The sequence below is a fragment of the Saccharothrix sp. ALI-22-I genome (genome assembly GCF_001984175.1).
GTDB lineage: Bacteria > Actinomycetota > Actinomycetes > Mycobacteriales > Pseudonocardiaceae > Actinosynnema.
In genome coordinates this window covers 766,106-786,624 of sequence record NZ_MTQP01000069.1, presented here as the reverse complement: position 1 = coordinate 786,624, position 20,519 = coordinate 766,106, and the positions used below count along the sequence as shown (strand labels likewise).

General features: G+C 70.3%; 19 protein-coding genes and 1 riboswitch. Of the genes, 12 read left to right on the top strand and 7 right to left on the bottom strand.

Annotated elements, in window-relative coordinates; translation table 11 throughout:
• Nucleotides 1-19: 19 nt before the first annotated feature.
• Nucleotides 20-394, bottom strand: coding sequence for a thioredoxin (trxA, locus tag ALI22I_RS45645; RefSeq protein ID WP_077011756.1), 375 nt, complete (start codon nucleotides 392-394; stop codon nucleotides 20-22).
• A gap of 145 nt (nucleotides 395-539) precedes the next feature.
• Here trxA and ALI22I_RS45640 point away from each other — a divergent pair, with 145 nt between their 5' ends.
• From ALI22I_RS45640 to ALI22I_RS45625, 4 genes are read left to right on the top strand one after another with little or no spacing between them, the layout of a single operon-like run.
• A complete protein-coding gene (locus tag ALI22I_RS45640; RefSeq protein ID WP_077011755.1) occupies nucleotides 540-1,442 on the top strand; it encodes an ABC transporter substrate-binding protein in 903 nt (300 codons plus the stop codon).
• Complete coding sequence (locus tag ALI22I_RS45635; protein WP_083752493.1) at nucleotides 1,432-2,301, top strand: amino acid ABC transporter permease; 870 nt, start codon at nucleotides 1,432-1,434, stop codon at nucleotides 2,299-2,301. The genes ALI22I_RS45640 and ALI22I_RS45635 overlap by 11 nt, the downstream gene beginning before the upstream one ends.
• Nucleotides 2,298-3,056, top strand: coding sequence for an amino acid ABC transporter ATP-binding protein (locus tag ALI22I_RS45630; RefSeq protein WP_077011754.1), 759 nt, complete (start codon nucleotides 2,298-2,300; stop codon nucleotides 3,054-3,056). The genes ALI22I_RS45635 and ALI22I_RS45630 overlap by 4 nt, the downstream gene beginning before the upstream one ends.
• Nucleotides 3,057-3,062: 6 nt before the next feature.
• On the top strand, nucleotides 3,063-4,790 hold the full coding sequence (locus tag ALI22I_RS45625) for an aminotransferase class V-fold PLP-dependent enzyme (RefSeq protein WP_077012107.1): 1,728 nt from the start codon (nucleotides 3,063-3,065) through the stop codon (nucleotides 4,788-4,790).
• Here the strand turns inward: ALI22I_RS45625 and srmL are convergent.
• The gene (gene srmL, locus ALI22I_RS45620) at nucleotides 4,766-5,809 is read right to left on the bottom strand and encodes a PheS-related mystery ligase SrmL (RefSeq protein ID WP_077011753.1); all 1,044 of its coding nucleotides are present in this window, start codon (nucleotides 5,807-5,809) and stop codon (nucleotides 4,766-4,768) included. The two genes, ALI22I_RS45625 and srmL, sit on opposite strands and share 25 nt — an antisense overlap.
• Nucleotides 5,810-5,993: 184 nt before the next feature.
• Here srmL and ALI22I_RS45615 point away from each other — a divergent pair, with 184 nt between their 5' ends.
• Genes ALI22I_RS45615 through cobM form a run of 3 tightly spaced genes read left to right on the top strand, consistent with a single transcriptional unit; the run spans nucleotide 5,994 to nucleotide 8,294 of the window.
• On the top strand, nucleotides 5,994-6,386 hold the full coding sequence (locus ALI22I_RS45615) for a pyridoxamine 5'-phosphate oxidase family protein (RefSeq protein ID WP_077011752.1): 393 nt from the start codon (nucleotides 5,994-5,996) through the stop codon (nucleotides 6,384-6,386).
• 4 nt (nucleotides 6,387-6,390) lie between these two features.
• On the top strand, nucleotides 6,391-7,554 hold the full coding sequence (gene cbiE, locus ALI22I_RS45610; RefSeq protein ID WP_077011751.1) for a precorrin-6y C5,15-methyltransferase (decarboxylating) subunit CbiE: 1,164 nt from the start codon (nucleotides 6,391-6,393) through the stop codon (nucleotides 7,552-7,554).
• A complete protein-coding gene (cobM, locus tag ALI22I_RS45605; RefSeq protein ID WP_077011750.1) occupies nucleotides 7,551-8,294 on the top strand; it encodes a precorrin-4 C(11)-methyltransferase in 744 nt (247 codons plus the stop codon). The genes cbiE and cobM overlap by 4 nt, the downstream gene beginning before the upstream one ends.
• A 2-nt stretch (nucleotides 8,295-8,296) precedes the next feature.
• On the opposite strand, the gene ALI22I_RS45600 is transcribed toward cobM, so the two are convergent.
• Nucleotides 8,297-9,355 (bottom strand): cobalt-precorrin-5B (C(1))-methyltransferase, encoded by a 1,059-nt coding sequence (locus tag ALI22I_RS45600; RefSeq protein WP_083752492.1) that lies wholly within the window; start codon nucleotides 9,353-9,355, stop codon nucleotides 8,297-8,299.
• A gap of 20 nt (nucleotides 9,356-9,375) precedes the next feature.
• Between ALI22I_RS45600 and ALI22I_RS45595 the strand changes: the two genes are divergently transcribed.
• The gene (locus tag ALI22I_RS45595; protein WP_077011748.1) at nucleotides 9,376-10,083 is read left to right on the top strand and encodes a cobalt-precorrin-6A reductase; all 708 of its coding nucleotides are present in this window, start codon (nucleotides 9,376-9,378) and stop codon (nucleotides 10,081-10,083) included.
• Here the strand turns inward: ALI22I_RS45595 and ALI22I_RS45590 are convergent.
• From ALI22I_RS45590 to ALI22I_RS45580, 3 genes are read right to left on the bottom strand one after another with little or no spacing between them, the layout of a single operon-like run.
• Nucleotides 10,058-11,518: a precorrin-2 C(20)-methyltransferase gene (locus ALI22I_RS45590; protein WP_077011747.1), complete on the bottom strand. Its 1,461-nt coding sequence runs from the start codon at nucleotides 11,516-11,518 to the stop codon at nucleotides 10,058-10,060. The two genes, ALI22I_RS45595 and ALI22I_RS45590, sit on opposite strands and share 26 nt — an antisense overlap.
• A complete protein-coding gene (locus tag ALI22I_RS45585; RefSeq protein ID WP_077011746.1) occupies nucleotides 11,515-12,141 on the bottom strand; it encodes a precorrin-8X methylmutase in 627 nt (208 codons plus the stop codon). The genes ALI22I_RS45590 and ALI22I_RS45585 overlap by 4 nt, the downstream gene beginning before the upstream one ends.
• Nucleotides 12,138-13,154: a hypothetical protein gene (locus tag ALI22I_RS45580; RefSeq protein ID WP_077011745.1), complete on the bottom strand. Its 1,017-nt coding sequence runs from the start codon at nucleotides 13,152-13,154 to the stop codon at nucleotides 12,138-12,140. Before ALI22I_RS45580 ends, ALI22I_RS45585 begins: the two co-directional genes overlap by 4 nt.
• A gap of 7 nt (nucleotides 13,155-13,161) precedes the next feature.
• A riboswitch (cobalamin riboswitch) is annotated at nucleotides 13,162-13,297 on the top strand.
• Nucleotides 13,298-13,331: 34 nt separating this feature from the next.
• Here ALI22I_RS45580 and cobN point away from each other — a divergent pair.
• Entirely contained in the window at nucleotides 13,332-16,910 is a 3,579-nt protein-coding gene (gene cobN, locus ALI22I_RS45575) for a cobaltochelatase subunit CobN (RefSeq protein WP_077011744.1), read from the top strand.
• Between the two features lie 8 nt (nucleotides 16,911-16,918).
• On the opposite strand, the gene ALI22I_RS54965 is transcribed toward cobN, so the two are convergent.
• Entirely contained in the window at nucleotides 16,919-17,077 is a 159-nt protein-coding gene (locus tag ALI22I_RS54965; RefSeq protein WP_202971205.1) for a histidine kinase dimerization/phospho-acceptor domain-containing protein, read from the bottom strand.
• A gap of 263 nt (nucleotides 17,078-17,340) precedes the next feature.
• On the opposite strand from ALI22I_RS54965, the gene ALI22I_RS45565 reads away from it, so the two are divergent.
• The 3 genes from ALI22I_RS45565 to ALI22I_RS45555 are packed head-to-tail and all read left to right on the top strand — an operon-like array spanning nucleotide 17,341 to nucleotide 20,518.
• A complete protein-coding gene (locus ALI22I_RS45565; RefSeq protein ID WP_077011743.1) occupies nucleotides 17,341-18,627 on the top strand; it encodes an ABC transporter substrate-binding protein in 1,287 nt (428 codons plus the stop codon).
• A complete protein-coding gene (locus ALI22I_RS45560; RefSeq protein ID WP_083752491.1) occupies nucleotides 18,627-19,631 on the top strand; it encodes a carbohydrate ABC transporter permease in 1,005 nt (334 codons plus the stop codon). The genes ALI22I_RS45565 and ALI22I_RS45560 overlap by 1 nt, the downstream gene beginning before the upstream one ends.
• A complete protein-coding gene (locus ALI22I_RS45555) occupies nucleotides 19,631-20,518 on the top strand; it encodes a carbohydrate ABC transporter permease (RefSeq protein ID WP_083752490.1) in 888 nt (295 codons plus the stop codon). The genes ALI22I_RS45560 and ALI22I_RS45555 overlap by 1 nt, the downstream gene beginning before the upstream one ends.
• Nucleotide 20,519 lies beyond the last annotated feature (1 nt).

Sequence of the window (20,519 nt, the reverse complement as noted above, 5' to 3'; positions counted from 1 at the left end):
GACTGATCGGTGGATCGGATCAGGCCTGCTGTTCGGCGTTCTGCTCCGCGACCTGCTTGCGCACCTCGTCCATGTCGACCTTGCGGGCCTGCTCGATCAGGTCCTCCAACGCCGACTCCGGCAGGGCACCGGGCTGGGCGTAGAGGACGACACCGTCGCGCACGATCATCAGCGTCGGGATCGAGCGGATCTGGAACGCCGCCGCCAGCTGCTGCTGCGCCTCGGTGTCGACCTTGCCGAACACGACGTCGGTGTGCTTCTCGGCGGACTTCTCGTAGGTCGGGCCGAACTGCTTGCACGGTCCGCACCAGTCGGCCCAGAAGTCGACCAAGACCATCTCGGAGCCGCCGACAACCTCGTCGAAGTTCTCCGCGGTCAGCTCCACGGTGGCCATGCGTCCTCCTTGCTGTGGACATGGGGGTCGCCCCCTTATACCCACCGCAACGAATTCCACACCCGCCACATTCCCTTCAACAGGATGTGGACGCCTTCAACAAAACGTTGTAGCTTTCGGCCACACGAAAAGCAGGAGGTGTCCCGTGCGCAGGACCGCAGCCCTCGCCCTGTCCCTGTTCGCGCTGGTCGCGTGCGGTACGCCCGCCGAGGACCAACCGGCCGGGCCGGCCGACGACCTGCCATCCACCTCGGCGATCGTGGAGGCGGTCACCAAGGACGACGCGCTGGCCGCGACCCTGCCCCCGGCCGTCGCCGAGGCCGGCAAGCTGCGCGTCGGCTCGAACATCCAGAACCCGCCGAACAACTTCTACGCCGCCGACGGCAAGACCGCGGTCGGCTCCGAGGTCGACCTGGCCAAGGCCATCGGGGCCAAGCTGGGCCTGACCGTCGAGCACCAGGACATGGCGTTCAGCTCGCTCATCACCAGCCTCCAGGCCGGCCGGATCGACGTGACCATGGCCGCGATGAACGACACCGCCGAACGGCAGCAGGCGATCGACTTCGTCGACTACTTCACCTCCGGCATCACGATCATGGTGCAGAAGGGCAACCCGTCGGGCATCAAGGGCCCGGACGACCTGTGCGGCAAGGCGGTCGCGGTCAACCTGGGTTCCAGCCAGGAGACCTACGCCAAACAGTTCCAGTGCCTGTCGGGCGACCCGATCTCGGTGACGGCCACGGACAGTGACACGCAGAACCAGAACCAGTTGCGCACCGGCCGGGTGGCGGCGATCCTCAACGACCTGCCCACCGCCGTCTACGTCGCCAAGACCGCCGGTGACGGCGAGTTCTTCGAGGTCGTGGAGCTGGCCCCGATCAACGGCGGCCCGTACGGCATCGGCGTCAACAAGAGCACCCCGGAGCTGACGGCGGCCATCCAGAAGGCGTTGCAGGCGCTCGTGGACGACGGCACCTACGGCAAGATCCTCGACGCCTGGGACGTGTCGCAGGGCGCGGTGACGAAGGTGACCGTCAATGGACAGTGACACCGCCCAAGGGGGCACCGAGGGGGACCTCGCGAAGGGTGACACCGCCCAGGACGAGCTGGTCGTCGTCCCGCTGCGGCACTGGGGGCGGTGGGTCGGCGGCGCGGTGATCCTCGGCGTGCTCGGCGCGCTGGGCTGGGCGCTGGCCGACGCGAAGATCGACTACGCGGCCGTGCCGGGGTTCTTCACCCACGACATCATGCTGCGCGGCCTGGTCAACACGGTCGTGCTGGCGTTGGCCGCGCAGGCGGGCGCGATCGTGCTCGGCGTGGTGATCGCGCTGCTGCGCCGGTCGGCCAACCCGGTCGCCCGCTGGTTCGCCGCCGGGTACGTGTGGCTGTTCCGGGGCCTGCCGGTGCTGTTGCAGATCCTGCTGTGGTTCAACCTGGCGCTGGTCTTCGAGAACATCTCCGTGTTCGGGTTGTTCGAGGAGAAGACGAACGTGCTGGTGACCGCGTTCGTGGCGGCCCTGCTCGGGTTGGGGCTCAACGAGAGCGCGTACATGGCCGAGATCGTGCGGGCCGGGCTGAACAGCGTGGACCACGGCCAGGTCGAGGCGGCCAAGGCGATCGGCATGACGCCCGCGACCACGTTGCGGCGGGTCGTGCTGCCGCAGGCCATGCGGGTGATCATCCCGCCGACCGGCAACAACTTCATCAACATGCTCAAGGGCACGTCCATGGCGTCGGTCATCGGGTTCCTGGAGCTGATCCACGCGGCCAACAACATCGCCTCGCGCAACCTCCAGATCATGGAGACGCTGCTGGCCGCCGCAGCGTGGTACATGGTCGTGGTCAGCGTGGCGAGCGTCGGGCAGCACTTCCTGGAGCGCTACTACGGCAGGGGGGTGGCGCGGTGAGCCTGGTGCGGGCGGTGGGTGTGCGGAAGTCGTTCGGTCACACCGAAGTGCTGCGGGGCGTTGATCTGACCGTGGACGCGGGGCAGGTGGTGTGCCTGCTCGGGCCGTCGGGCGCGGGCAAGTCGACGTTCCTGCGCTGTGTGAACCACCTGGAGACGATCGACGCGGGCCGGATCTGGGTGGACGGGCAGGCGGTCGGGTTCACCACGCGCGGCGGGAAGCTGTTCGAGCTGCGCGAGCGGGAGGTGGCGCGGCAGCGGCGGGGGATCGGCATGGTGTTCCAGCGGTTCAACCTGTTCCCCCACCGCACCGCGGTGGAGAACGTCGCCGAAGGGCCTGTCCACGTGCTCCGGACGTCGCGGAAGCAGGCGCTGGAGGAGGCGCGGGCGTTGCTGGACCGGGTGGGGTTGGCCGACAAGGCCGGCTCGTACCCGCACCAGCTGTCCGGTGGTCAGCAGCAGCGGGTGGCGATCGCGCGGGCGTTGGCGATGCGGCCGAAGCTCATGCTGTTCGACGAGCCGACGTCGGCGTTGGACCCGGAGCTGGTGGGCGAGGTGTTGGACGTGATGGTCGACCTGGCCCGGGACGGCATGACGATGATCGTGGTGACGCACGAGGTCGGGTTCGCCCGGCAGGTGGCGGACTCGGTGGTGTTCATGGTGGACGGCGCGGTGGTCGAGGCCGGGGTGCCGGAACAGGTGCTGGACAATCCGCGACAGCAACGCACGCAGCAGTTCCTCGCGAAGGTGCTCTAGGTGGTCATGCGCATCCCGTCGTCCTACCTCGTCCAGTTCCAGGAGCCGGAGGGGTACCTGGACTTCGCCCGGTTCGGGCCGCCGTCGTTCGCGGTGGTGGACGCGTCCACGCGGCTGTTGGAGGCGTCGGTGGCGGCCGGGCCGTCCACGGTGGACGACCTGATGCGGCAGGAACTGCGGGCGAAGGCGGCGGTGGCCCGGTTGTGCCGCGGGGACACCGACCACGTGACGTTGCTGCCGAACACGAGCACCGGCCTGTTCCAGGCGGCGTTGGGCGTGTCCGGTGAGGTGCTGGTGTCGTCGGGGGAGTTCCCGGCGAACACCTACCCGTGGGCGCGGTCGCCGCGGGTGGACGTGTCGTGGCTGCCGGCCGGTCCGGTGACGGCCGACGTGGTGCGCGCGGCGTTGACGCCGGAGACGGCGGCCGTGTCGGTGAGCGCGGTGGACTTCCGGACGGGGTACCGGGCCGACCTGGCGGCGTTGCGCGAGGTGGTCGGTGACCGGTTGTTGATCGTGGACGGTATCCAGGGGTTCGGGGTGGTGGACGAGCCGTGGGAGGTGGCCGACGTGCTCGTGGTCGGCGGCCAGAAGTGGCTGCGGGCGGGCTGGTCGACCGGGTTCATGACGCTGTCGGACCGCGCGTTGGAACGGCTCGACCCGGTGTTGTCGGGCTGGACCGGCGCGGAGGACCCGGGATTGTTCAACAACACGGTCCACCCGGTGGGGGAAGCCGCGGCGGGGTGGTCGATCACCAACCTGAGCCCGATCGCGTCGGGCGCGTTGGCGGCGGCGTTGGAGCTGGTCGAGCTGGCCGGGGTCGAGGCTCTTGGCGCGCGGATTGTTGAACAATCCGACGATCTGGTGGAGGTCATCCACGCAGCAGGCGGCGAGGTCGTCTCCGCGGTGGACCGCCGCGCGGGCATCCTGGCGTTCACCCTGCCCGACCACCCGCCCTCGGTGATCGGCGCGGCGCTGGTGGAGGCGGGCGTGACGGCCACCGTGCGCCCGGAGCACGTCCGCCTGTCGCCGCACGCTTCCACTACGGCCGAGACCGTCGCCCGCTTCGCCACCGCGTTGAAGGAGATCCGCAAACCCGCCGCCACCACGGTGGAAGTGCCGCGCGAGACCTCTCGGGTGCCCGCGGCGACCTCGGACGTGCTCACGGCCCTGATCCCGACCGTCAACAGCCTGGCCGAGGCGTTGGGGCCGGGCGCCGAGGTCGTCCTGCACGACCTCGGCGCCCTGCCCAACTCGATCATCGCCATCGCCGGCGACCTCACCGGCCGCAGCGTCGGCGGCCCGATGACCGACCTGCTGCTCGGCCTGGTCCGCCGGGGCACCACGCAGGACCTGGCGGGCTACGAGACGTACGCCCCCGATGGCCGGGTGATCCACTCGTCCACCGTGTTCCTGCGTGACGCCCGGGGCGTGGCCGTCGGCTGCCTGTGCGTGAACAGCGACCCCGGCCCGAACCGACGCCCGGAGAGCGCCGTGTCGGCCGTCGAAGCGTTCCCCGGTGATGTGGACACCCTCCAACGCCTCCTGGTCGAGCGTGCGGTGACGGCTGTTGGGGTGCCCGTGGAACTGATGAAGAAGTCCCACAAGTCCCAGGTGGTGCGGGTGCTGGACGAAGCGGGCCTGTTCCTCATCCGGGACTCGGTCGACTACCTGGCGGGCGTGCTCGGCGTGACCCGGTACACGATCTACAACTACCTCAACGAGATCAGGGGCTGATCGCCTTCGTGCACGGCCGCGTAGGCGGCATCACGGGCGGCGTTGGCCTCGTCGTCGGTGAGGGTTCGGGTGGGGTGGCGGAGGACCAGGCGGAGCAGCACGTTCTTCTGGTCCGGCCGAGCGCCGAGCCTGGCGACGGCGGCCGGCGGGAGGTCGTGGACGGGGGTCTCGCTCACTACGACGACCTCTTCGACCAGGTCACCGATCGCGGCGCGAACCGTGTCGCCGATGGTCTCGGCGTCGGCTTTCGGATCGGCGGCCACCGAGATGTCCCGGGTGATCGGCGGGTGCTTGGACACCGGCCGGTACGGGGTGAGGTCCAGCATCTGGGCGGCCACGCGCGGGTCGTCGGAGGACAGCAGGCGGATGTCCGGTATGCCCTTGCGCAGCATCAGCAGCCGGTCCAGGCCCATGCCCAGGGCGAGGCCGTGCACGTCGTCGGGCAGCCACGCCCGGCGCAGCACGTGCCGGGCCGCCAGACCGCACTCGGCGACTTCCAGCCACTCGCCGTCCACCAGCACGTCCACCTGGCGGCCGGCCGACGTGTACGGGTGGGACGCGGGCGTGGTGCGGTAGCGCAGCCCGGGCACGGCGGCGGTGATCACGGCGTCGATCAACCCGTCCAAGTCGGCCTGGTGGTGGGAGATCCGCCACACGTCGAGCTGGTGCGGGGTGCCCGAGTGCACGCGATCGACCGCGTCACGGCGGTACACCATCCCCACGCACGCCAACGTCACGTCGTCCCAGCCCTGTTCGGTGCCCAGCAGCCGCAGGGCGGGCGGCACCATGGCCGAGGTGTGGCTGCGCAGCATCCGGTTTCCGCTGGTGTAGCGCGTGTAGCGGGCGTCACGGGTGATGGCGTCCGGTGGGTAGCCCAACGCGGTGTAGTTGTCGTCGATCGATACTTCCGGGTGGTCGCGCAGCACGCGCAGCTCACCCGGCAGGGCGGCGGTGATCAGGTCGACGAGGAGTTGCATGGCGTGCGGCCCGTACGTGGGGTTGCTGAGGTCGCGAGGCATCGCGGGTGGTCCCTTCGAGCGGTGGTGGACATCGGCTGGAGGTATCCCCCGAGCCGGTCCGCCACCGGGACCGCGTGAACTAGCGCGCGCCGCAGGCCCCAGCGACCGGGTCTCCCGGTCGGGGGCGGCTAAATCGGCGCGTCACGTTTTCCACCCTAGCCGGTGCGTGCCGCATGATGCACGCATGTTGTCGACCAAGGGTGAGGACTTCCGCGCGTTCTGGACCGAGCGCCACCTGTGCACGCTGACCACGATCCGCCCGAACGGCACGCCGCACGTCGTGCCGGTGGGCGTCACGCTGGACGTGGACACCGCCACCGCACGGGTGATCACTTCGCGTGGCTCGCACAAGGTCCGCCAGATCCTCGCCGCCGGTGATGGGGGCGCGCCTGCCGCCGTGTGCCAAGTGGACGGACGTCGCTGGTCGACGTTGGAGGGTCGGGCCGTGGTGCGGCAGGAGCCGGAGGCCGTCGAGGACGCCGTGCGGCGTTACGCCGACCGCTACCGGATGCCTCGGGTGAACCCCGAGCGTGTGGTGATCGAGATCGCCATCACCCGCGTGTTGGGGACGGTCTGAGTCCGTGGGTGTCACCGTCATCGGTATCGGGGCCGACGGTTGGGAGGGCCTGCCGCACGCGTCGCGCCACGAGATCGCGTCGTGTGAGGTGTTGATGGGCAGCACCCGTCAGCTCGACCTGATCCCGGGCGCGTTCGAACGGGTGCCGTGGCCGTCACCGCTGGTACCGGCCTTGCCGGGGCTGCTGGCGCGGCACGAGGGCCGGCGGGTGGGTGTGCTGGCCAGCGGTGACCCGATGTTCCACGGCATCGGCACGACGCTGGTCCGGCTGCTGGGTGCTCGGGATGTCCGGGTCGTGCCGCACCCGTCTTCGGTGTCGCTGGCGTGCGCCCGGCTGGGGTGGGCGCTGGACGACGTGGACGTGGTCAGCCTGGTCGGCAAGCCTGCCTCGCTCGTCGTCCCGCACCTGCACCCGGGCCGGCGTGTGCTGGTGCTCGGTGGTGACCCTCTTGAGGTTGCCGCCTTGGCGCCGGACGCGCGGCTGACCGTGCTGGAGCAGTTGGGTGGGCAGGGGGAGCGGGTGCACCACGATTTGGGCGCCGCCGATCCGTTGCACGTCCTCGCGGTCGAGTGTGGTGCGGACGGCGCGTCGCTGACGCCGGGACGGCCGGACGACATGTACGAGCACGACGGGCAGTTGACCAAACGGGAGGTGCGCGCGGTGACGTTGTCGCTGCTCGCACCGCGTCCCGGGGAGCTGCTGTGGGACGTCGGCGCGGGTGCGGGCAGCATCGCCGTCGAGTGGTGCCGGACCCACCCGAGCTGCCGGGCGATCGCCGTGGAGCAGCACGTCGAGCGCGCTGCGCGCATCACACGCAACGCCACGACGTTGGGCGTGCCGAACGTCCGGGTGGTCGTCGGGTCGTCACCCGGTGTTCTGGATCTTGAGGTACCGGACGCCGTGTTCATCGGTGGCGGTCTCACTGTCGAAGGCGTGGTCGAACGCTGCTGGGACGCGCTCCGGCCCGGTGGGCGGCTGGTCGCCAACGCCGTCACGCTGGAGTCGGAGGCCGTGCTCACGCGGTGGCACGCCCGGCTCGGCGGTGACCTGACCCGGATCGAGATCAGCCGGGCGACGGCGATCGGCGGCTTCACCGGCTGGCGCCCGCAGATGCCCGTGACAGCGTGGGTCGTAACCAAAGAGAACGTGACAGGGGAGAACGCGTGACCGTCCACTTCATCGGCGCCGGGCCGGGCGCGGCCGACCTGCTGACCCTGCGGGCGGCCCGGCTCATCGCCGAGTCCCCGGTGTGCCTCTACGCGGGCGCGCTGGTGCCGGTGGAAGTGCTGGAACACTGCCCGCCCGACGCCCGCTTGGTGGACACCGCGTCCCTTGATCTGGACCAGATCGTGACCGAACTCGCCGCCGCGCACGCGGCGGGGCAGCAGGTGGCGCGGCTGCACTCGGGTGACCCGTCGGTGTTCAGCGCGATGGCGGAGCAGATGCGCCGCCTGGACGCCCTGGGCATCCCGTACGACGTGACGCCGGGCGTGCCCGCCTTCGCCGCCGCGGCTGCGGCGCTGAACCGTGAGCTGACCGTTCCAGGGGTGGGGCAGACCGTCATCCTGACCCGCACGTCGGCCCGCGCGACGCCCATGCCGCCGGGCGAGGACCTCGTGACCCTGGGGCGGTCCGGGGCCACCCTCGTGCTGCACCTGGCCGTGCAGCGGATCGCGGAGGTGGTGGCGGACCTGCTGCCGAGCTACGGCGCGGACTGCCCGGTCGCGGTGGTCGCCCGAGCCAGCCGTGACGACGAGTTGGTCTTGCGCGGCACGCTCGCCGACATCGCCGAGCAGGTGCTGGCAGCAGGCGTGAAACGGACCGCCGTCATCGTCGTGGGCAAGGTCCTGGCCGCCGAGGGCTTCCCGGACAGCCACCTCTACTCGACCACCCGCTGCCGTTCATGACCTCAGGCCCTGCCCACGATGGTGCCCGCGCGGTCGATCACGATGACGTCCACCGTGACGGGTGCGCCGCGCAGGACGTCGTCGGCCGTCGCCTTGGCCCGCACCGCGACCAGGTCACCCAGCGGCACCCCGGCCGCCTGGCACAGCTGCAAAGCCCCGAGCGCGGTGTTCGCCTCCGTCACGGCCGCGGCCACGGCGGGGTCGTCCACCAGCGACGCCAAGAAGCCCAGGTTGACCTGCGAACGGCCGGAGTGCAGGTCCAAGTGTCCGTCGGCCAGCTTGGACAGCTTGCCGATCCCGCCCGCGATGGTCAGCCGGGGCACGGGGTGACGACGCAGGTACTTCAACACGGCCCCGGCGAAGTCGCCCATGTCCAGCAACGCGTCCTCGGGCAGCCCGTGCACCGCCGCCGCGACCTTCTCCGACGTGCTCCCGGTGCACCCGGCCACGTGCCGGTACCCCTGCGCCCGCGCCACGTCGATGCCGCGCCGGATGCTGTCGATCCACGCCGAGCACGAGTACGGCACCACGATCCCCGTCGTGCCGAGGATCGACAGCCCACCCAGAATTCCCAACCGGGGGTTCCACGTCTTCCGGGCCAACTCCTCGCCGTGCTCGACCGAGATCGACACGACCACATCGCCACTGCCGCCGTGCTCAAGAGCCACCCGCGCGATGTGCTCACGCATCATCTGCCGCGGCACGGGGTTGATCGCAGGCTCGCCCACCGGCAGCGGCAAGCCGGGTTTGGTCACCGTGCCGACCCCGGGACCGGCCTCGAACACCACCCCGCTGCCCGGCGCGCCGTGCCGGACGGTGGAGCCGACCAACGCGCCGTGCGTGACGTCCGGGTCGTCGCCCGCGTCCTTCACGATCGCGGCGAACGCCCGGTCGCCGGACAGCTCTTCGCGGGCCAGCGCGAACGACGGCGTCTGGCCCTTCGGCAGCACGATCCCCACCGGGTCGGGGAACTCACCGGTGAGCAGCGCCGTGTACGCCGCCGTGGTGGCGGCGGTGGCGCAGGCGCCGGTCGTCCAGCCGAAACGCAGGTTCGTGCTCACGATGTCAGGATGCAACAGCCGTGAAGACCGTGCTGGTACTGGGTGGCACGGGCGAGGCCCGCGAACTGGCCCGGGAGCTCACCGGCCTCCGGGTGATCTCGTCGCTGGCCGGCCGGGTGGCCGACCCGAAGCTGCCCGAGGGCGAGGTCCGCATCGGCGGGTTCGGCGGTGTCGAAGGGCTCGTGGCCTACCTCAAAGCCGAGCAGGTCGACGCGGTCGTGGACGCCACCCACCCGTTCGCCGACCGCATCACCGCGAACGCCCTCGCCGCGACCACCGCGACCGGCACCCCGTTCCTGGTGCTGCGCCGCCCCGGCTGGCCGCCCGAGGAGAACTGGCAGTACGTGGGCACGGTCGCCGAAGCCGCCGAACTCGTCGCCGGCCGTCGGGCGTTCATCACCACCGGACGCCAGGAGCTGGCCGCGTTCACCGGGGGTGTGGCGCGCACGGTCGATCCGCCCGACCCGCCGAACCCCCACCTGGAACTCCTGCTCGACCGTGGACCGTACACAGTGGACGGCGAACTGCGGCTCATGCGGGAACACCGGATCGAGGTCCTGGTCACCAAGGACAGCGGCGGCCCGATGACGGCGGCCAAGCTGACCGCCGCCCGTCACCTCGGCATCGCCGTCGTCGTTGTGCGCCGACCGCCGCCACCGGACGCACCGCTGGTGGAGACCGTCGCCGAGGCGCTCGACTGGCTCACCCGGGGTAGCGGCGCGGGGTGAACACCGTGCCGCGCGCGCTCACCTGAGTCTGCGACGAGCCGACCAGCAGCAGGCACCGCATGTCGACAGTGGACGCGTCCAGTTCGGCCAACCGCACGACCCGCACGGATTCCTCCGGACCGCCGACGTCCCGCCCGATGACGACCGGCGTGTCGGGGGAGCGGTGCTTGAGCAGCAGGTCCCGTGCCGACTCGACCTGCCACGTCCGGCTGCGTGACGCCGGGTTGTAGATCGCCAGCACCAGATCGGCCTTGGCCGCCGCCTCCAGTCGTTCGGCAATGACGTCCCACGGCTTGAGCCGGTCGGACAACGACACCACGCAGTAGTCGTGCCCCAACGGCGCGCCGACCCGGCTGGCCACCGCGTGTGCCGCCGTCAGGCCGGGCAGCACGCGCACCGGCACGTCCGAGAACTGCTCCTCGGTCGCCACCTCAAGCACCGCGCTGGCCATCGCGAACACACCCGGATCGCCCGACGACACCACCGCGACCCGACGGCCGCGCTTGGCCAGGTCCAGCGCGAACGCCGCCCGCTCGGCCTCCACCTTGTTGTCCGAGGCGTGCCGCCGCTGCCGGGGGTTCACCGGCACCCGGTTCAGGTAGGTCACGTACCCGACCAGGTCGTCGGCCTCCGCCAACGCCCGACGGGCCTCCGGCGTCAACCACTCCGGCCCCGCCGGACCCAGCCCGACCACCACGACCCGGCCCTCGCAGTCCGAACGCGCCGGAGCGGGCCTGCTCGGCAGCAACGCCAACGAGAAGTACGGCACGCCCTCGGCGTCCACTTCGGACAGCGGCGCGGTGCGCTGGCCACCGGTCGTGGCCCGCTCCACGTACCAGGCCTCGTCCAGCCGCCCCGCTCGCGCCAACGCCTCCCGCACCTGCGGGAACGTCCGCCCCAGCTTCATGATCGCCACCGGGTCGCCGCCGGCCAGGTGCTCCACCAACGCGTCCGCGGACAACGTCCCCGGCAGCACGGTCAACACCTCGTCCCGCTCCACCAACGGCCGCCCGATCACCGCCGCACCGGCGCTCACCGACGTCACCCCCGGCACCACCTCGGCCTCGTACCGGTGCGCCAACCGCTTGTGCAGGTGCATGTAGGAGCCGTAGAAGAACGGGTCACCCGCCGCCAGCACCACGACCGTGCGCCCGGCATCGAGGTGGGCGGCCAAGCGGGCCGCGCACTCCTCGTAGAACGCGTCGATCTCGCCCTGGTAGTCGTCGGAATCCTCGGTGGTGACGGGGTAGACCAGCTGCTCCTCGATCTGCCCGTCCCGCAGGTACGGCGCGGCGATCCGGCGCGCCACGCTCCGCCCGTGACGAGCGCTGTGGAACACCACGACGTCCGCTTCGCCGATCAGCCGCGCCGCCTTGACGGTCACCAGCTCCGGATCGCCCGGACCCACCCCGACCCCGTACAGCCTGCCCGTCATTCTTCCTCGCTCGCGATCGCGTTGATCGCCGCCGCGGTCATGGCGCTGCCGCCCCGACGCCCGCGCACGACCAGGTACTCCAACCCGAGACCGTTGTCCGCCAACGCGTCCTTCGACTCGGCCGCGCCGATGAACCCGACCGGCACACCCAGCACGGCGGCCGGCCGTGGCGCGCCCGCCGCGATCATGTCCAGCAAGTGGAACAACGCGGTCGGCGCGTTGCCGATGGCCACCACCGCGCCGTCCAGCCTGTCCCGCCACAGCTCCAACGCGGCGGCGCTGCGCGTGTTGCCCATCTCCGCCGCCAAGCCCGGTACCCGAGGGTCGCTCAACGTGCACACGACCTCGTTGTCCGCGGGCAGCCGACGCCGCGTCACGCCCGCCGCGACCATCTGCGCGTCGCACAGGATCGGCGCGCCGGCCAGCAGCGCCGCCCTCGCGTCGCGGACCACGTCACGGGAGAAGTCGATGTCCGAAACCAGGTCGACCATCCCGCAGGCGTGGATCATCCGCACCACCACCCGGGCGACGTCCGACGGGAACCGCGCCAGATCGGCCTCGGCGCGGATGGTGGCGAAGGAACGGCGGTAGATCTCCGCGCCGTCCTTGACGTAGCTGGTCACCTGATCTCCTCGTACCCGTCGCCGGTCGCGACGAACTCCACCACGTCACCGGCCGGACGCCCGCACCGCCGTGCGCAACCCGACCAGTGCACCGCGCTGCGTGCGCCGGCGTTCCGGCTCTCGATCCAGCGGGTCGCGTCGGCCCGGACGTCGGCCAGGGACTTCGCACAGCCGGGCCGCCCGGTGCACGCGCTCACGCCGTGCCACGGCGAGTCCGGCGAGGTGAACAGGCCAGTGGTATCGCTCCCGGCCGGCAGCACCAGGCTCCGCCACGGCGTGAGCCGCACCGGCACACCGGCCAGGAGCCGCGCGTCCAACCGCCCCAACGGCACGCCCGCCACGACGGCGGAACCGTGCACGCCCGGTGGGACCGGCGTCACAGCGGGTTCGATCTCGGGTGGACCCGGAACGCCCATTATGTCGGTGATCTTCCGCACACCGTCGTCCACTTCGGACAGCCGCCAGGCGTTGACACGCACTTGCTGGAACGCTTTCGCCGCCGTCACCACCGCCGCCACCGGATCGGTCACGCGGAGCCCGGAATCCCGCCCGGCCAGGAACAACGCGTCACCGACCAGCCCGATGTCACCCGCCAGGCCGCTGACCGCGTGACCGACCGTGATCAGGAACCGCCCGGGAAGAAACGCCAGCTCAGGCACGGCGCACAGCGCGGCATCGATCGCGTCGACCAACGCCTGGTTGTCGTCCAACGGCGCCGCGATGATGTTCCGCATCCGCTCGTGCGTCATCGACGGCAGCAGCCCGACCTCGCGCAGCCGACCGCCCAGCTCGTGCTCCGCGCCTGGTTTCAAGCCTCTGATCTGCGCGTTTGCCCGTGAGGTGAGTTCGATCGTGCCGTCGCCGAGCTCCAGTGCGGCGGTCCGGAGCGCGTCGAACTGCACCGCGCTCAACGTGCCGCCGGGCACCCGCACGCGCGCCAACCCGCCGTCGGCGGCCTGGTGCACGTCGATGGCGCCGGGGCAGGCGTCCGGGCGAACTCGGTCGGTGGCCATGGGCTGGATGCTAACCGCCGTCTAGGGTGAGATCCGAACGGCGAAGCAACAGGAGGAAGCCGGTGTGAATCCGGCGCGGTCCCGCCACTGTGACCGGGAGAAGTCCCGGGAGCCAGGAACTCCGCCCGCTGTCCCCTACGACTTGGGGCGAGGACCCCCGAGGGATGGAGCCCGCACGTGATCCTGCTGTTGTCGACCTCCGACACGGACCTGCTGTCCGCCCGCGCCAGCGGCGCCGACTACCGCTTGGCCAACCCCGCCCGCACCGCCGTGGACGACCTCCCCGCGCTGCTGGAGGGCGTCGACCTGGTGGTCGTGCGCATCCTCGGCGGTCGCCGGATGTGGGAGGAGGGGCTGGACCGGCTCCTGGCCTCCGGTCTGCCGGTCGTCGTGCTGGGCGGCGAGCAGAACCCCGACGCCCCGCTGATGGAGCTGTCCACCGTGCCCGGTGGTGTGTGCGCGGAGGCGCACGCGTACCTGGCCCACGGCGGCGCGGTGAACCTCGCGCAGCTGCACGACTTCCTGTCCGACACGGTGCTGCTCACCGGCCACGGCTTCACCCCGCCCGAACCGACCCCCACTTGGGGCGTGCTGGAGCGGGAGCCCGCAGGTAGCGGCCCGACCATCGCGGTGCTCTACTACCGCGCCCACCACGTGGCCGGGAACACGGCGTTCGTGCACGCGTTGTGCGACGCGATCGAGGCCAAGGGCGGCCGTCCGCTGCCGATCTTCTGCGCCTCGCTGCGTGCGGCGGACGCGGACCTGCTGGCCGAGCTGGGCAAGGCGGACGCCCTGGTGGTCACCGTGCTCGCGGCCGGCGGCACCAAGCCCGCCACCGCGTCCGCCGGCGGTGACGACGACGCGTGGGACGTGGGCGCGTTGGCGGCCCTCGACGTGCCGATCCTCCAGGCGCTGTGCCTCACCAGCAGCCGTGCCGCGTGGGACGAGAACGACGACGGGCTGTCCCCTTTGGACACCGCGACCCAGGTGGCGATCCCGGAGTTCGACGGCCGGATCATCACGGTGCCGTTCTCGTTCAAGGAGATCGACCAGGACGGCCTCACCGTCTACGTGGCCGACGAGGAGCGCGCGTCGCGCGTCGCGGGCATCGCGGTCCGCCACGGCAGGCTCCGCCACATCCCGTCGGCCGAACGCCGCATCGCGGTCATGCTCTCGGCCTACCCGACCAAGCACTCCCGCATCGGCAACGCCGTCGGCCTCGACACGCCGGCGAGCGTCGTGCGGCTGCTCACCGCGATGAAGGACCACGGCTACGACATCGGTGACGAGCTGCCGGGCGTGGCGAACCTGGACGGCGACGCGTTGATCCACGCCCTCATCGCGGCCGGCGGCCAGGACGCCGACTGGCTCACCGAGGAACAGGTCCAGGGCAACCCGGTCCGGCTCCCGGCGGCCCGTTACAAGCAGTGGTACGCCACCCTCCCGGAGGACACCCGGCAGGACATGGAACAGCACTGGGGCGCGGCTCCCGGTGAGCTGTTCGTGGACCGGTCGAAGGACAAGGACGGCGAGATCGTCCTGGCCGCGCTGCGCTCCGGCAACGTCGTGGTGATGGTCCAACCGCCGCGCGGCTTCGGCGAGAACCCGATCGCCATCTACCACGACCCGGACCTGCCGCCGAGCCACCACTACCTGGCCGCGTACCGCTGGCTGGAGGACGAGTTCGGCGCCGACGCCGTGGTGCACGTCGGCAAGCACGGCAACCTCGAATGGCTGCCCGGCAAGACCGTCGGCATGTCGGCCGGCTGCGGCCCGGACGCGGCGCTGGGCGACCTGCCGCTGATCTACCCGTTCCTGGTCAACGACCCGGGCGAGGGCACCCAGGCGAAACGGCGGGCACACGCCACCCTCGTGGACCACCTCGTGCCGCCGATGGCCAGGGCCGACAGCTACGGCGACATCGCCCGGCTCGAACAGCTGCTGGACGAGCACGGCAACATCGCCGCGATGGACCCGGCCAAGCTGCCGGCGATCCGGGCCCAGATCTGGACCCTCATCCAGGCCGCCAAGCTCGACCACGACCTGGGCTTGGACGACCGGCCGCACGACGCCGAGTTCGACGAGCTGATCCTGCACGTGGACGGCTGGCTGTGCGAGGTGAAGGACGTCCAGATCCGCGACGGCCTGCACATCCTCGGTGAAGCGCCCGTCGGCGAGACCAGGGTCAACCTGGTGCTGTCCATCCTCCAGGCCAAGCAGATGTGGGCGGGCCAAGTCGCCGCCCTGCCGGGCCTGCGCGAGGCGCTCGGGCTGTCCGAGGCCAGGACCAACGCCGCGAACACCCGGACCGACACGGACCGGGTCGAGGCGGAGGCCCGCGTGCTCGTCCAGGCGATGGAAGACGCCGACTGGGACGTGTCCGCCGCCCGGACCCTCACCGACAACGAGGACGTCGCCCGGATTCTGGAGTTCGCGGCCCTGGAGGTCGTGCCCCGGCTGGCCCGCACCACGGACGAGATGACCAACGTCCTGCACGCGCTCGACGGCGGTTACGTCCCGGCCGGTCCCAGCGGCTCGCCGCTGCGCGGCCTGGTGAACGTCCTGCCGACCGGCCGCAACTTCTACTCGGTCGACCCCAAGGCGGTGCCGTCCCGGCTGGCCTGGGAGACCGGTCAGGCCATGGCCGACTCGCTCCTTGACCGCTACCGCGCGGAAACGGGGGAGTGGCCGCCGTCGGTGGGCCTGTCGGTCTGGGGCACGAGCGCGATGCGCACGGCCGGTGACGACATCGCCGAGGTGCTGGCCCTGATGGGCGTGCGGCCCACGTGGGACGACCAGTCCCGCCGGGTGACCGGTCTGGAGTCGATCCCGCTCGCCGAGCTGAACCGGCCGCGCATCGACGTCACCATCCGCATCAGCGGCTTCTTCCGCGACGCGTTCCCGCACGTCGTGGCCCTGCTCGACGACGCGGTGCAGCTCGTGGCGAACCTGGACGAGTCGGCGGAGGACAACTACGTCCGGGCACACGCCCAAGCCGACCTGGCGCAGCACGACGACCCGCGCCGGGCGACGATGCGCATCTTCGGCAGCAAACCGGGCGCGTACGGCGCCGGTCTGCTCCCGCTCATCGACAGCCGGAACTGGCGCGACGACGCCGACTTGGCCGAGGTGTACGCGGTGTGGGGCGGCTACGCCTACGGCCGTGAACTCGACGGGGTGGAGGCGCGTCCGGCGATGGAGAGCGCGTACAAGCGCATCGCCGTCGCGGCGAAGAACATCGACACCCGTGAGCACGACATCGCCGATTCCGACGACTACTTCCAGTACCACGGCGGGATGATCGCCACGGTCCGCGCGCTCACCGGCAAAGCACCCGCCGCTTACGTCGGCGACAGCACGCGCCCGGACGCGGTGCGGACCAGGACCCTGCACGAGGAGACGAACCGGATCTTCCGCGCCCGAGTGGTCAACCCGAGGTGGTTGGCCGCCATGCGCAAGCACGGTTACAAGGGCGCGTTCGAACTCGCCGCCACGGTCGACTACCTGTTCGGCTACGACGCCACCACCGGTGTCGTCGCCGACTGGATGTACGAGCAGCTCGCGGCGAGTTACGTGCTCGACCCGGAGAACCGGAAGTTCCTGGCCGAGTCGAACCCGTGGGCGTTGCACGGCATTTCCGAACGGCTGCTGGAGGCGGCGAACCGGGGCATGTGGGAGCACCCGGAAGCCGAGACGCTGGAAGCGCTGCAAAACGTCTACCTGGAAACCGAGGGCGATCTCGAAGACGGCCGCTGACCGAGTCCTCAGGCGTCGCCCGTCATGAGGGATGGGCGTGAGTTCTCGACGCGGCGCAGCACGCCGGCGTTGGTGCGCAGGCTGGTCAACGGGGTCCGCAGTTCGTGGGCGGCGTCCTGCACCGACCTCTCCTGGGCATCACGGGCGGCGGCGAGCCGATGCAGCATCCGGTTGGAATTGGTAAAACTTGATCACGACGCACTGATGGCTTGCGATCGTCGCAACGCTGTGTGTCCGACCGGTCTACCGCCAGTACCCGAACGGGCGACCAGCGGCGCTGCTAGCAGAATCGGTCCAGCTGGGCAAATGTCGCAAGATCGGTAACAGCGCGGACACGAGAGCTTGACACAACTCCGTGGTGCGAACCACACTTCCGCAAAACCTGGGAGCGCTCCCAGAACGTTCACCGCCGATCAACTGAGGAGTTCTCGTGCGCTACCGTCGAGCAGGCTTGGCCAAAGTCCTGGCCTGCACAGCAGTGCTTGCCGCAGCCGCCACGGCATGCGGCTCCGGTGGGTCCGGAGCCGCGTCCGACGGCAAGGTCGAGCTGACCATCGCGACCTTCAACGAGTTCGGCTACGAGGACCTCCTCAAGGAGTACGAAGCCGCCAACCCGAACGTCAAGGTCACGCAGCGCAAGACCGGTCAGGGTGCGCCGCACCACCAGAACCTGTTCACCAAGCTGGGCGCGGGCTCCGGTCTGGCCGACGTCGAAGCCGTCGAAGAGGGCTTCCTGAGCCAGGTCATGGCCAAGTCCGGCCAGTTCGAGAACCTCAAGGAGATCGGCCCGAGCGACGTCAAGGAAGACCGCTGGCTGCAGTGGAAGACCGACGCCGTCACCACCAAGGACGGCAAGCTGATCGGTTACGGCACCGACATCGGCCCGCTGGCCATGTGCTACCGCAAGGACATGCTGGAAGCCGCCAAGCTGCCGACCGACCCCGAGGGCGTCAAGGCCCTGTTCGCCACCTGGGACTCGTACTTCGAGGCCGGTGACAGGTACGTCGCGGCCACCGGCAAGCCGTGGTTCGACTCGGCCGCGCAGATCTTCAACCCGATGCACAACCAGGCCAAGGTCGGCTACTTCGACAAGGACGACAAGCTCGTCATCGAGTCCAACGACGACAAGAAGATCTGGGACCAGATCACCGGCGCGGTCGCGCGCGGCCAGTCGGCCAAGCTCGCCGCGTGGAGCCCGGAGTGGCAGACCGGCTTCAAGGAGTCGGCGTTCGCCACCAAGACCTGCCCGTCGTGGATGCTGGGTGTCATCGAGGGCAACGCGGGCCCGGAGCACAAGGGCAAGTGGGCCGTCACCGCGGCGTTCCCCGGCGGCAGCGGCAACTGGGGCGGCTCGTACCTGACCGTCCCGAAGCAGGGCAAGAACAAGGCCGAGGCCGCCAAGCTCGCCGCCTGGCTGACCGCGCCCGAGCAGCAGATCAAGGCGTTCAAGGCCAAGGGCCCGTTCCCGAGCCAGACCGAGGCCCTGATCTCGCCCGACCTGCTGAACAACACCAACGAGTACTTCGGCGGCGAGAAGGTCGGCATGCTGTTCGCCGAGCAGGCCAACAAGGTCGCGGCCGCCCAGTACAAGGGCCCGCAGGACGGTGAGATCCAGGACAACGTGGTCTCGCCGGCCCTCGCGTCGGTCGAGCAGGGCACTTCGTCCGAGGATGCCTGGAAGCAGGTCATCGAGGGAGCCAAGAAGGCTGCCAAGTAATGACGACCGAACTCACGGTCACGCGCGGGCGGGGCGTCGAGCCCCGCCCGCCGCGGCGCGACGACAACGATGACATCGGTCCGGAGAAGCTCAGCTGGCGCTACCGGCTGACCCGCCTGGACGTGAAGTTCTCGCCGTACCTGTACATCGCCCCGTTCTTCGTCCTGTTCGCCGTGGTGGGCCTGTTCCCGCTGCTCTACACCGCCTACATCTCCCTGTTCGACTGGGAGCTGGGCGCGGACGAACAGCCGTTCATCGGGATCGAAAACTACACCACGCTGTTGGCCGACTCGCAGTTCTGGAACGCGATGGTCAACACGCTGAGCATCTTCGCGATCTCCACCATCCCGCAGGTGATCATCGCGGTGCTGCTGGCCGCGCTGCTCAACACGGCGCTGCGCGGGCGCACCGGCTGGCGGATGGGCGTGCTGCTGCCCTACGTGGCCAGCATCGTCGCCCTGACCATCATCTTCGGCGACCTGTTCGGCGTGCAGTACGGCATGATCAACGACGTCATCCAGTGGATCGGTCTGGACCGGATCGACTGGCAGGCCGAGCGCTGGTGGAGCCACGTCGCCATCGCGACCATGGTCGACTGGCGCTGGACCGGCTACAACGCCCTCATCGTGCTGGCGGCCATGCAGGCCATCCCGCGTGACGTCTACGAGGCGGCGTGGGTGGACGGCGCGAGCAAGGTGCGCCAGTTCATCAGCATCACGCTGCCGATGCTGCGGCCCACCCTGATCTTCGTGGTCGTCACGTCGACCATCGGCGGGATGCAGATCTTCACCGAGCCGATGCTGTTCTCGCCTTCCGGGGGCAGCAACGGCGGCGCGACCAACCAGTACCAGACGGTCGTGCTCTACATGTACCAGTCCGGCTTCCAGAGCTCCGACCTCGGCTACGCCTCGGCGATGGCCTGGGCCCTGTTCATCGTCATCATCGCCATCGCGGGGATCAACTTCCTGCTCACCCGCAGGCTCGCGTCCAGTGGGGAGGCGTGATGGCCACCATCGCCGAACGCCCGGCACCGTCCACCGCCACCAGGCCGAAGCGCAAGAAGGCGACGTCGTTGTCCGAGCGGCGCCCGAGCTTCGTCGTCTACGGCATCCTGATCGCGTTCATCCTCGGTTCGGCGTTCCCGTTCTACTGGTCGTTCCTCGTGGCCAGCCACGACGACGCCGAGTTCAACGCGGAGGAGCCGCTGCTGCCCGGCGGCAACTTCTTCGTCAACGCCGGCCGGGTGCTGGACACGATTCCGTTCTGGAAGGCGCTGGGCAACAGCATCATCGTCTCCGGCACGGTCACGCTGTCCGTGGTGGTCCTGTCCACCCTGGCCGGGTTCGCGTTCGCCAAGCTCCGGTTCAAGGGCCGCGGGCCGCTGATGGTCTTCGTGGTCGCCACGCTCGCCGTGCCCACGCAGCTCGGCATCATCCCGCTCTACATGGCGATGGCGGAGTACGGCTGGTCCGGCACCCTCGGCGCGGTCATCGTGCCCAACCTGGTGACCGCGTTCGGCGTGTTCTGGATGCGCCAGTACATCGCCGACGCCGTGCCGGACGAGCTGATCGAGGCGGCCCGGATGGACGGGTGCAGCATGATCCGCACGTTCTGGCACGTGTGCCTGCCCGCCGTGCGACCGGCCGCCGCCATGCTCGGCATCTTCACTTTCATGATGTCGTGGAACGACTTCCTCTGGCCGCTGATCGTGCTCAACGCGGACAACCCGACGATGCAGGTCGCCCTGGAGAAGTTGCAGAGCGGCTACTACGTCGACAAAACGCTCGTGCTCGCCGGGACCACCATGGCCACGGTCCCGATCTTGATCGTGTTCCTCGTACTCGGTCGGCAGATCGTCGCCGGGATCATGCAGGGTGCTGTGAAGGGGTAGC

Excerpts from the sequence above, each read along its gene's own strand:
- trxA (WP_077011756.1), bottom strand. The coding sequence starts at position 394 with ATGGCCACCGTGGAGCTGACCGCGGAGAACTTCGACGAGGTTGTCGGC.
- ALI22I_RS45635 (WP_083752493.1), top strand. The coding sequence starts at position 1,432 with ATGGACAGTGACACCGCCCAAGGGGGCACCGAGGGGGACCTCGCGAAG.
- ALI22I_RS45625 (WP_077012107.1), top strand. The coding sequence starts at position 3,063 with ATGCGCATCCCGTCGTCCTACCTCGTCCAGTTCCAGGAGCCGGAGGGG.
- srmL (WP_077011753.1), bottom strand. The coding sequence starts at position 5,809 with ATGCCTCGCGACCTCAGCAACCCCACGTACGGGCCGCACGCCATGCAA.
- ALI22I_RS45615 (WP_077011752.1), top strand. The coding sequence starts at position 5,994 with ATGTTGTCGACCAAGGGTGAGGACTTCCGCGCGTTCTGGACCGAGCGC.
- ALI22I_RS45590 (WP_077011747.1), bottom strand. The coding sequence starts at position 11,518 with ATGACGGGCAGGCTGTACGGGGTCGGGGTGGGTCCGGGCGATCCGGAG.
- ALI22I_RS45580 (WP_077011745.1), bottom strand. The coding sequence starts at position 13,154 with ATGGCCACCGACCGAGTTCGCCCGGACGCCTGCCCCGGCGCCATCGAC.
- ALI22I_RS54965 (WP_202971205.1), bottom strand. The coding sequence starts at position 17,077 with ATGCTGCATCGGCTCGCCGCCGCCCGTGATGCCCAGGAGAGGTCGGTG.
- ALI22I_RS45560 (WP_083752491.1), top strand. The coding sequence starts at position 18,627 with ATGACGACCGAACTCACGGTCACGCGCGGGCGGGGCGTCGAGCCCCGC.
- ALI22I_RS45555 (WP_083752490.1), top strand. The coding sequence starts at position 19,631 with ATGGCCACCATCGCCGAACGCCCGGCACCGTCCACCGCCACCAGGCCG.